This is a genomic window from Pseudoalteromonas sp. PS5, from assembly GCF_004103255.1.
GTDB classification, from domain to species: domain Bacteria; phylum Pseudomonadota; class Gammaproteobacteria; order Enterobacterales; family Alteromonadaceae; genus Pseudoalteromonas; species Pseudoalteromonas peptidolytica.
In genome coordinates this window covers 1-10,710 of the sequence record NZ_RCSQ01000051.1, presented here as the reverse complement: position 1 = coordinate 10,710, position 10,710 = coordinate 1, and the positions used below count along the sequence as shown (strand labels likewise).

The following is a 10,710-nucleotide window of genomic DNA, read 5'->3' as shown; positions in this document are numbered from 1 at the left end:
AAATTTCTTATTTAGAACAAATAAATAGTAAGCCTTTCATGCCTTAAAATAGACCGCTTAATTAAGATAATTGGTATAAATTGTCATGATATTTTAGAGAAAAAGTGCAGCGATAAAGGCTGCACTTTTTTAATGTATTTTTGGTTACCATGACAGCAACGAGCTAATACCTAGTTTTTTGTCATGAACTCGATAGCTGCTGCGATTTCATCATCAGAACAGTCCATACAAGTACCACGAGGTGGCATTGCATTAAACCCATTAATCGCATGGTCTAGTAGTACTTCAGAGCCTTTGGCTAGACGTGCAGCCCAGTCATCAGCTGTTTTAGGAGCACCTAGCGCGCCAGTACCATGACAAGCAAAACAAGAAGCTTGGTAAACTTGTTCGCCTGAGCGAGGGCCAGTTGGTACCGCTGCTGCTGCACTTTCAGCACCAGCTAAATATACTGAACCGATTGGCTGAAGGCGTTGTTTAATCGCTTCTTCAGTTAAAGAATTGTCATATGGTTGCGCAACTGCGGCTGTTGATAGCAATAAAAGTGCTGCTGAAAGTTTTTTCATTTACCTTGCTCACTTCGTTTGAACGTGTTCAATCACGATGATGGATGACGGAATTATTGCGATTATAACGCCACCTGTTCATTTATAAAACGTAAACTTGAGTATAAATGGTTAAAACCATTAATTTATTGCGTTAGGGCAAGCTTTTTGCCCAAATTCGTAGAACCACAGCCAAGTTTTGTGGTTGTCACGAATACGCTTTAAGTAAGATACGCAATTTACCTAAGAATGGATTAGAGTCTGCTAACTTGGATAAGTCTGACAGACTCGTTAATTTCTATATTAAGCCATTTCTACTAACTTTGAGATGGCTTTTTCAATTCCAGAAGCTGCCTCTAGCACCGAGGATGCCAACATATACGCTGGTGTTGATATCACTTTTTCACCTTCATCAACTACGATGTCAGATACTGTGCACTCAACATGTTTTGCTCCTAACGTATTAATAGCAGCTGCGGTATCAACATCAGAGCCTATGGTTGCAAGCGTACCTGGTGCATGAATATGTGGGATGAGCGCCGGTGCAATACATAAATATGCTATTGGTTTTTGTTGGCTGTTAAACGCACGACATGCGATTTTCATGCTTTCTAAAATCGTTGATTCGGCACCTTTAAAAGCGAAATCAGACAGGTTTTTCGCGACACCAAAGCCGCCAGGTATGACAAGTGCATCAAATTCATCTGCATTGAGAGTCTCCAAATCTGCTATTTCTCCACGCGCGATACGTGCAGCTTCCACTAGTACATTACGACGTTCTTCTTGTGTCTCGCCTGTTAGGTGGTTGATCACATGGAACTGATCAATATTAGGTGCAAAACACTGGTAGCTTGCTCCTACTTTTTCTAGATTAAGTAAGGTTAGTACCGATTCATGGATCTCTGCACCGTCAAATACACCACAGCCACTAAAAATTACTGCTACTTTTTTCATTCACTTCTCCTTCTAACGTCTTGTTGCGCGCGCTATATACATAAAAAGAATTATGGCCTAATTAAAAAATTATAAAGGATCTTCTATGATCTTTGATCATTTGTGGTAGTATACTCCTCCGCTTGAGAAAATCAGGCTATTTTTTGTTCATACGTTCTAAAATGTGTGGCCAATAAAATTCTTTATCCACAAATGGCCGAAGATAATAACAACTAAAAAAGCTCTAAAAACGCAAGTAAACCAAAGCCTTAAATCGTACTCTGACTTCAAGTTGAAAGTTCTGGAGCAATTTTTCGTGTTTGTCTACAAAGTTATCCACAGGCTCAACTTGCAATATCCAAATGATAGGCTAACGTGAAACTCGTTTTATCTTGTGCCTTGTGGCATCCTTACATTCTACTCTGTAAAAGACTAATTTAGGATCCAATATTTATGTCTCAGATCCCTCAAAACCCTTTGATCTTGGTTGATGGTTCTTCCTATTTGTTCCGTGCTTATCATGCGCCACCGCATTTAACTAACTCAAAAGGTGAGGCGACGGGGGCAATCTATGGCGTGATAAATATGCTCAAGAGTTTACTGAAGCAATATCAGCCTAGTCATATGGTTGTAGTCTTTGACGCAAAAGGGCCAACCTTTCGTAATGAAATGTACAGCGAATACAAGGCACATCGCCCACCTATGCCTGATGATCTCAGAACGCAGATCGAACCAATCCATGAAATTATAAAAGCAATGGGCTTGCCACTTGTCAGTATCAGTGGTGTAGAAGCTGACGATGTGATCGGCACCTTCTCTAAAATCGCCTCAGAGCAAAGTCGTCACGTACTAATAAGTACAGGTGATAAAGACATGGCGCAATTGGTTAATGAGCATGTTACTTTGATCAACACGATGACAAACACCATTTTAGATCCCGCAGGCGTGGTGGAAAAGTTTGGCATCGGTCCTGAACTGATCATTGATTATCTCGCGCTGATGGGTGACAAAGTAGATAATATTCCGGGTGTGCCTGGAGTGGGTGAAAAGACTGCACTTGCCATGCTTCAAGGATTAGGGTCGATAGACTCACTGTATGATAATCTAGATAAAATCGCTGGTTTGGGTTTCCGTGGTTCCAAAACCATGGCGAAGAAGCTAGAAGAGCATCAAGCACAACTGAAGCTCTCATACGAATTGGCAACGATTAAGCTTGATTGTGAAGTTGAGCAAGATCTAGAGCAATTTAAAATTGCAGAAATGGACAAAGATCGCCTGATTGAGCTGTATGGTGAGTGTGAATTTAAGCGCTGGCTGGCTGAGTTATTGGATGGTCAACAACAATCAGATATCGTTACCATTGAAGCGGAGGGATCAGCACCAGCGGCAGCCCAAGTAGAAACTCACTACGAAACGATCCTTACAAAAGCACAACTTGAGCAGTGGGTTAGCAAACTAAAAGCTGCTGATTTAATCGCTTTTGATACCGAAACGACCAGTGTTAATTATATGCAAGCGGATCTGGTTGGAATGAGTTTTGCTGTTGCACCGGGTGAAGCAGCTTATTTACCCATCCATCATGATTACGTCGGCGCACCAGAGCAACTTACCCAAGCAGCGGTGTTTGAGGTGATGGCGCCATTACTTGCCGATCCCCAGATCAAAAAAGTGGGTCAAAATCTAAAATACGATCAAAGTGTACTTGCCCGCGCAGGGCTTGAGCTAAACGGAATCGCTTTTGATACTATGCTAGAGTCGTACGTGTTTAACAGCGTGGGAACTCGCCACGATATGGACTCATTGGCGCTTAAATATCTGGGTCATAAAACAATTAGCTTTGAAGACATTGCGGGCAAAGGCAAGAATCAACTGACATTTAACCAGATTGAGTTAGAAAAAGCGGCACCTTATGCAGCAGAAGATGCTGACATTACGCTTAGGTTACATCAACACCTTTGGCCATTAATTGAGAAAGAAAATAGTCTAAAACAGGTCTTCACAGAGATTGAATTGCCGCTATTAAGCGTGTTGTCTAGAATTGAGCGCACAGGCGTACACATTGATGGTGATATGCTTGCAAAACAAAGTGTTGAGATAGAGAAGCGTTTAGGAGAGTTGGAACAGCAAGCTTTTGAAATTGCAGGTGAGGAATTCAACCTCAGTTCGACCAAACAACTGCAGGCAATATTGTTCGACAAGCTTGAGCTACCGGTGATCAAGAAAACTCCAAAGGGTGCGCCGTCAACAGCGGAAGAGGTGCTGCAAGAGTTAGCGCATGACTACCCATTGCCTAAGCTTATCATCGAGCACCGCGGTTTATCGAAGTTGAAGTCTACTTACACTGATAAATTACCGAAGTTAGTGAATGCTGATACTGGTCGTGTACATACTTCATATCATCAGGCTGTAACGGCGACAGGACGTTTAAGTTCAAGTGATCCGAATTTACAAAACATTCCAATTCGCAATGAAGCTGGTCGTCGTATTCGCCAAGCATTTGTTGCAGACACCAACAAACAAATTGTTGCAGCAGACTACAGCCAGATTGAGCTTAGGATCATGGCGCACTTATCTCAAGACAAGGGGCTACTTCGCGCTTTTGCAGAAGGAAAAGATGTGCACAGTGCTACAGCTTCAGAGGTGTTTTCTGTGCCGCTTGAAGAAGTGACGTCAGATATGCGTCGAAAAGCTAAAGCGGTTAACTTTGGTTTGATTTATGGCATGAGTGCTTTTGGTCTTTCGCGACAACTCGATATTCCAAGAAACGAAGCACAGCATTATATGGATACTTACTTTGAACGTTTCCCTGGAGTGCTGGAATATATGGAACGTACAAGGGAAGAAGCGGCCGAGAAAGGGTATGTTGAGACTTTATTTGGCCGACGCTTGTATTTACCCGATATAAAAGCGCGTAATGGTGCTCGCAGAAAGGCTGCTGAACGTGCTGCGATTAATGCTCCTATGCAAGGTACTGCTGCTGACATTATTAAAAAGGCCATGATTAAAGTGGATGAGTGGCTGCAAACGTGCAGCCGTGACGACATTCAATTATTGATGCAAGTGCATGATGAATTGGTGTTTGAAGTCCATAGCGATAAAGTGACAGAGTACAGTGAAAAGATCTGTGAGTTAATGAGTGCTGCAGCATCACTAGATGTCCCGTTACTGGTAGAAGCTGACAGTGGTGATAATTGGGAACAGGCACACTAACTAGAAATCGGGATAATAGCCTATTCTCTAGCAGCTGTTATCCTGGGCTATTGACGCACAAGTTTGCCGTGTATTAAGCAATAATCTCTGGCTAGCTTGATATTGCGCCTGTTGAGCTTAGGTGACTTAGCGGATTAACTCACTGCTTAACACGAGAGGCAAAGCCGCGAACTTTATTGTATTAGCGCCGTATCATCTTTCTAGGTGATACGGTTTTTTTGTGGATGACTTAATTTATGTGTGCAAGTAAACACTAGCGGTATAGCGTCTTAAATTTGTAGCTTCTGTTAATCTCCAGTAACAAAAAAAAACTTAACGTTGAAAGTTTATCAAATTGGCTTAAGTTTTGCTTTTTGGTGTTTATTTCTGGACATCTATTTGTTAGAGTTCGCGCCGTCCTCATCCTGTAGGACATCCTGTTGATGATGTATCTCTCGTAAGAGGATACAGTGTATTGATAGCTTCTCCCCAGATTGCTATAGCGGCTCGTTATTTTGACGAGCCGTCTTTTTCTCTGCTTTAGTGTCTTCCAATTATCGTCTCAATTTCCTTTTCAGCAATAGTCTGCAACTAGGTATTAAAACCCTTAGTGAGAAGGGCTTTATTTAATTTTAACTGCGTTTTACACTGGGTGCACAAACGTTATGTTCTCTCAATTAATAAGGAAGTCGTCATGCTTAAATACCTACTGTTAGGTAGTGCACTATTTTCTGCTCAGTCTTTTGCGTCTTGGCAGCTTGATCAACAACATAGTAATGTTAGCTTTGTTTCTGTGAAACAGACACATATTGCGGAAGTACATCATTTTAAGAAAATAGCAGGCTCGCTATCTAAGCAAGGTGAACTTGAGATCAACATTGATCTTGCCAGTGTAGAAACCATGATCCCCATCCGTAACGAGCGGATGCAAACCATGTTATTCAATGTTGCGGATCATCCACACGCGAAGATAACGGCCAATGTCTCTAAATCACTTAGTAATTTAGTTATGGGGCCTCAGACAATCACTGGAGTTAATGCTGCGCTAACGCTTCATGGTCAAACTCAAGAGATCACCCTAGACTTGCTCGTGACTAAAAATGCTGACGGTTTAGTCGTTACTCCAGTAAACGTGGTTGTACTTGACGCAACACAGTTTGGTTTTAGTGCGGGGATCGAAGCGCTCACCAAGATCGCTGGGTTAAAAACGATTTCCACCAGTGTGCCTATCACCTTTAATTTAGTTTTTGATGAACAAAATTGATGAATTAATTGCACAGTATGTGACAGCCCATGCGCCGACAGAAAGCTGGTCGGCCCCTTCGTGTGGCTTTTCCGAGATAGTGATTGATACGGATGGACGCTGGTTTCATCAAAAAAGTGAGATAAAAAGAGCATCGCTCGTTGCGTTATTCGCGAGTGTATTAAGCTATGATGGAACACATTATTGGCTAAAAACTCCGGCAGAAAGCTGCATTGTGAAGGTGATGGCACATCCTTTTGTGATTGAGCAGTGGTACTTTTGTGAACATGCTTCACGTTTGTCACTTGCTCCGTGCATCATTGCTGTGGACAACATAGGACGTGAATGGCCGATTAGTAGTATGTTTCCACTGGCGCTAGAACGAGTAAATGGCGTTGATATTCCCTTTTTGCGGCTCAATTACGGATTAACTGCTAGAGTGTCACGAAATGTCTACTACCAGTGGGTGGAGATGTTGCAAGAAGATAAAATTGGATTTTATCTAGTGTCGGCAAAGACGCGCTTCTATCTCGGATAGGCGCGCCTCTATTTCGTCATGGCGCTTTTTACTCTGTAGCTTCAGTCTTGTCTTTAACAAAAGGGCCCAGGTACCATTCGTCTAATTTCCAAGCCAACTCGTTCAAGCCGATACCTTTCAAAGACGAAAACGCATGTACCGTTATGTCGCCATTTAACTCTGCTAAGGCACGGCGAACTTGAAGCACTTCAGCTTTGCGCTTACCTTGTTTTAGCTTATCCGCTTTGGTCAGTAGCGCAAGCACGGGTATACTGCTACTAATTGCCCAATTGATAAGATCCATATCAAGATCTTTCAGCGGGTGGCGAATATCCATTAGCACCACAATCCCTTTTAAGCATTTACGACGCTGTAGGTATTCACCCAGTGCTTTTTGCCACTTCTTTTTCATTTCTAGTGGTACTTTGGCAAAGCCATAGCCAGGCAAATCGATAAGACGCTGATCCTCGCCCAAAGAAAAGGTATTAATAAGCTGGGTACGGCCGGGGGTTTTACTCGTTCTAGCAAGCTTTTGATCGGTTAATGTATTGAGAGCACTTGATTTACCTGCATTAGAACGACCCGCAAAAGCCACTTCAATTCCAGTATCCGGTGGTAGTTTACTGATATCTGGGGCACTGGTAATAAACTGTGCCTGATTATATTTCACGCGAGATTTTAGCACGCTGACTCCTAACTGATTAAACTTTCGCGGATTGAATTGCGTATTTTATAACAGTATGGCTGAAACCAAAAGCGTTACGCTAACAGTTATGGGTGCTGCTTTTTGAGCGTAAGGCGGGGATTGATGCGCCATTATTAATTAATCTAGGTCAAATCCCTGTAAATTATAAGCTTAATATGGGCAGAAAACGTGCCAGAGAAAGTAATATCGTGTAGAATGTAGAAATTGCAATGTCAATCTAAAGAGTATACCCATCAGTAGTCACTACTGAACGAGGCATATTTGGGTGGATCGGTGCTGTTTGGCGTTATTATTGCTGAGTACTGCATGTAAGATTCATCTGATTAAGATAACAACCTAATTTTAGTACTGATTGGTATTATTTACCCAAGCGATAAAGAGAGCGACTTTAGTTCGCATGGGTGCAAATTACAGGGTCGGAAACAGAGAATTTACCATGAAAAAAATAGCATTAACTTTAACAATGTTGCTTGGTACGTTGTCAGCAAGCAACGCATCGGCATTCGATGGTGACGCAGAAGCAGGTAAGGCGAAATCTGCAACGTGTGCAGCATGTCACGGTCCAGATGGCAACGCCCCTGTGACTATGTATCCAAAAATCGCAGGACAGCATGCCGATTATATTTACAAGCAACTGCAAGAGTTTAAGCTAGGAATGACCTCAGGTGGTAAAGAAGGGCGTATGGATCCGGTAATGAGTGGTATGGCTATGCCTCTTTCAGATCAAGATATGAAAGACTTAGCTGCGTATTTCTCTACCTTATCTATGTCTGCTGGTACAACACCTGAAGATGTGGTTGCTGTTGGTCAGCAATTATATAAAGCGGGTGATGCTGAAAGAGGGATCCCTTCTTGTGCAGCATGTCATGGTCCTCGAGGCAATGGTACATCATTGGCTAAATTTCCTAAGATATCTTTCCAGCATCCTGAGTACATCAAGGCCCAGCTTGAAAAGTTCCGCGACGGTACTCGCAATAACGATATGAACGGCATGATGCGTGACATCGCGAAAAAGCTTACTGACAAAGATATCGAAGTACTATCTAAATATTTAGGTGGACTACACTAAAGTCGTATATTGAGTTTATAGCGCTCGTTGTAAACTCCTACTATTGAAAAAAGGGCAGCACACGCTGCCTTTTTTTATATCCTAAAATGTGAGACATATCTCACTTTTTCTGTGAGATATTGTCTTTGCTTAATTGTAAGTTTTAGCTTAATTTTAAGCTTTGGTTCATTGTAAGTTAATGTAATCAATATGATTTCTGTTTGATTAAAAAATTTAAGGTAAGAAATTTGTTATTGAACAGTTGTAACTCAGGCTCAGGAGCGTAAATTATTCGTTGTCGCCAAGCAATACAAAAAAAGGGACAATGCGATACGGAAGCGTAGGTGGCAATATTTAGTATCTAGATTGATACAAAGGACTATCAAGAAAGCGTTAGGAAGACCGAGAATAAGAAATTCATGGAAGTCTCATAACAATAACAATATGGAAATGTCACGGAAGTCTAAAATAAAAACAATACGGACGACAATAAAATAATAAGAATAATAAGGCTTAAAAGTCGAAGGGAGAAGTGTCCAGTTGTGACGCTCAGATTAGTAGGCGGTAGAGAGTAATCTCTGCCGCCTTTTTATTTGGTTGCTTTTCGCTTACCTGATACAATAGCCTTCTTATTAAGCAATTATTGTTAACCATTGCAAGATTCAACTCTGATAAGTTGTGGCCTATGTCTAGGTGAGCAGCTTGAAACCTATCATCAAGACAAACATAGACTATATTGGCAATGTCAGTGCTGCCATCTGGTTATGGCGGATCCAAATTCAAGGCTAACACCAGCGCAAGAAAAAGCGATTTATGATAGTCATGAGAATGATTTGGAAGATGCAGGCTATCGCCGCTTTTTAACTCGGGTTTCTGAACCGCTAATAGCTCGCCTATCGAAGCCAAGTCTAGGGTTAGATTTTGGTTGTGGACCAGGCCCCTTGCTTGCAAAAATGTTGGAAGAGGCAGGACATCAAGTTTCATTGTTTGACTTGTACTATGCCAATAATCCCGAGGTGCTAAAACAACAGTATGATTTTATTGTTAGCACCGAAGTGGTTGAGCACCTTGCCAAACCAAGACAGGTACTACAGCAATTATTAGCACTGCTAGATTGCGGGCAACCGCTCGTATTAATGACTAAACTTGTGATAGATAAATCGCGCTTTGCTAATTGGCATTATAAGAATGACTTAACACATATTTCGTTTTTTAGTCAGAAAACCTTTGCGTATTTTGCTGCGCAGCAAGATTGTGATTTAGAATTTATAGGGAATGATGTCATCATTCTCACCAAGCGTAATACACGCCAGAATTTTGAGTAATTGATTATGACCAGAAAGAAAAAGACACGTAAAATTGCGACCAATGGTACACCTAGGTTAAGTAAAGAAAAGCTTCAAGAGTTACGCGCAATAAAAGAGATGCGTAATAAAAAAACGAAAGGTAAAAAGCCTGGCTCAAGAAATGCGCCAGACATATCACCAAAAGCGCAGTCTGAAGTGACAGCAAAAAAAGATCCTCGAGCTGGAAGTAAAAAACCTATTTCTCTGGTTGTTGAGTCGCAACCGGTTAAAGAAAATACACAGCCTGAAATGAAGCGTCATTTACAGCCGCAAGCGCAGTTACATAACGCCGCTGAGGTGCTGACGCCAGAGCAAGAGTTAGAGCAACTTGAAAATGACGAGCGTTTAATGTCGTTGCTTGAGCGCCATGAGCAGGGTGAATTACTCACAGGCAAAGATGCTAAATACTTCAATCGTGGTATTGCACGTCATCAAGAATTATGTGAACTTTTAGGTATTGATGATGAATTTGAAGAAAGTGACATGGAAGAAGATGATCCGTTAGATCAGTTTATGAGTAATGACTTAGCAAATGAATGGCTAGATGATGACTTAGAGGAAGATAACAAATAATGAACACTGCATGGATTGTCGCACTTTTTATCGGCGCTGTGATCATTGCTGGTTTGGCATTTTACGCAGGTAAATTGCTATGGCAGTTGAAGGTGCAAAAAGAAAAAATTGCCAAGCATCGTGAAGAAAAAGCGATAGAATTAGAGAAATCGCGTCAACAGCGCAATAGCAAGATAGCTGATAGCGTAAACCTTATCGCCCGGGCGATGAAAGAGAAACAGTGTGAGTACTCTGAAGGCTGTCTCAGAGTCTGGGTGCTTATCTCTCAATATAGCTTTGATAATGAGGTGGATTTACAGCTAGATTACCCTGGTGTCTATCAGATGTATGAGGAGGTGAAGGAAATGCCGACTCATGACGCACGCAAGAAATACTCTAAAAAAGAAATCTATAAAATGGACAGTCAGCGCTGGCGTGCAGAAGAGCGTTTGGAACCAGAGATTTTGAAAGATTGTGAGAAATTGATTGTGCGTTTTAAAGCTGCGACAGGCAGTGAAAACGTGGTGTTTCAATAATACCAATTTAACTTAATACTTGTTCAATTTGAAGGAGTCAATCTGACGCTAACCACGTTAAAAATTTCTCATTTAGAAGCACTAAATAGCAAAATTTT

General features: G+C 41.6%; 10 protein-coding genes. 7 read left to right on the top strand and 3 right to left on the bottom strand.

Annotated features, from left to right (window positions below):
• Positions 1-170: 170 nt before the first annotated feature.
• Entirely contained in the window at positions 171-563 is a 393-nt protein-coding gene (locus D9603_RS07120) for a cytochrome c5 family protein (protein WP_125251511.1), read from the bottom strand.
• A 282-nt stretch (positions 564-845) separates the two neighbouring features.
• Entirely contained in the window at positions 846-1,496 is a 651-nt protein-coding gene (elbB, locus tag D9603_RS07115) for an isoprenoid biosynthesis glyoxalase ElbB (protein ID WP_128730793.1), read from the bottom strand.
• 432 nt (positions 1,497-1,928) lie between these two features.
• Between elbB and polA the strand changes: the two genes are divergently transcribed.
• The 3 genes from polA to D9603_RS07100 all read left to right on the top strand — a co-directional run bounded on the left by polA (position 1,929) and on the right by D9603_RS07100 (position 6,445).
• Positions 1,929-4,685, top strand: coding sequence for a DNA polymerase I (polA, locus tag D9603_RS07110; protein WP_128730792.1), 2,757 nt, complete (start codon positions 1,929-1,931; stop codon positions 4,683-4,685).
• Between the two features lie 673 nt (positions 4,686-5,358).
• Entirely contained in the window at positions 5,359-5,928 is a 570-nt protein-coding gene (locus tag D9603_RS07105; RefSeq protein WP_128730791.1) for a YceI family protein, read from the top strand.
• Positions 5,915-6,445: a DUF1285 domain-containing protein gene (locus D9603_RS07100; protein ID WP_128730790.1), complete on the top strand. Its 531-nt coding sequence runs from the start codon at positions 5,915-5,917 to the stop codon at positions 6,443-6,445. Before D9603_RS07105 ends, D9603_RS07100 begins: the two co-directional genes overlap by 14 nt.
• Before the next feature lie 28 nt (positions 6,446-6,473).
• On the opposite strand, the gene yihA is transcribed toward D9603_RS07100, so the two are convergent.
• Complete coding sequence (gene yihA, locus D9603_RS07095) at positions 6,474-7,109, bottom strand: ribosome biogenesis GTP-binding protein YihA/YsxC (protein WP_128730789.1); 636 nt, start codon at positions 7,107-7,109, stop codon at positions 6,474-6,476.
• Positions 7,110-7,566: 457 nt separating this feature from the next.
• On the opposite strand from yihA, the gene D9603_RS07090 reads away from it, so the two are divergent.
• From D9603_RS07090 to D9603_RS07075, 4 genes are all read left to right on the top strand, one after another.
• A complete protein-coding gene (locus tag D9603_RS07090) occupies positions 7,567-8,199 on the top strand; it encodes a c-type cytochrome (RefSeq protein WP_125251517.1) in 633 nt (210 codons plus the stop codon).
• Positions 8,200-8,831: 632 nt separating this feature from the next.
• On the top strand, positions 8,832-9,503 hold the full coding sequence (locus D9603_RS07085) for a methyltransferase domain-containing protein (protein WP_125251518.1): 672 nt from the start codon (positions 8,832-8,834) through the stop codon (positions 9,501-9,503).
• A 6-nt stretch (positions 9,504-9,509) separates the two neighbouring features.
• Entirely contained in the window at positions 9,510-10,097 is a 588-nt protein-coding gene (gene yihI, locus D9603_RS07080) for a Der GTPase-activating protein YihI (protein WP_128730788.1), read from the top strand.
• On the top strand, positions 10,097-10,612 hold the full coding sequence (locus D9603_RS07075; protein WP_128730787.1) for a DUF2489 domain-containing protein: 516 nt from the start codon (positions 10,097-10,099) through the stop codon (positions 10,610-10,612). The genes yihI and D9603_RS07075 overlap by 1 nt, the downstream gene beginning before the upstream one ends.
• Positions 10,613-10,710: the final 98 nt, after the last annotated feature.

Coding starts and splice junctions, on each gene's coding strand:
- D9603_RS07105 (WP_128730791.1), top strand. CDS start 5,359: ATGCTTAAATACCTACTGTTAGGTAGTGCACTATTTTCTGCTCAGTCT.
- D9603_RS07100 (WP_128730790.1), top strand. CDS start 5,915: ATGAACAAAATTGATGAATTAATTGCACAGTATGTGACAGCCCATGCG.
- D9603_RS07120 (WP_125251511.1), bottom strand. CDS start 563: ATGAAAAAACTTTCAGCAGCACTTTTATTGCTATCAACAGCCGCAGTT.
- yihI (WP_128730788.1), top strand. CDS start 9,510: ATGACCAGAAAGAAAAAGACACGTAAAATTGCGACCAATGGTACACCT.
- D9603_RS07090 (WP_125251517.1), top strand. CDS start 7,567: ATGAAAAAAATAGCATTAACTTTAACAATGTTGCTTGGTACGTTGTCA.
- D9603_RS07075 (WP_128730787.1), top strand. CDS start 10,097: ATGAACACTGCATGGATTGTCGCACTTTTTATCGGCGCTGTGATCATT.
- elbB (WP_128730793.1), bottom strand. CDS start 1,496: ATGAAAAAAGTAGCAGTAATTTTTAGTGGCTGTGGTGTATTTGACGGT.
- polA (WP_128730792.1), top strand. CDS start 1,929: ATGTCTCAGATCCCTCAAAACCCTTTGATCTTGGTTGATGGTTCTTCC.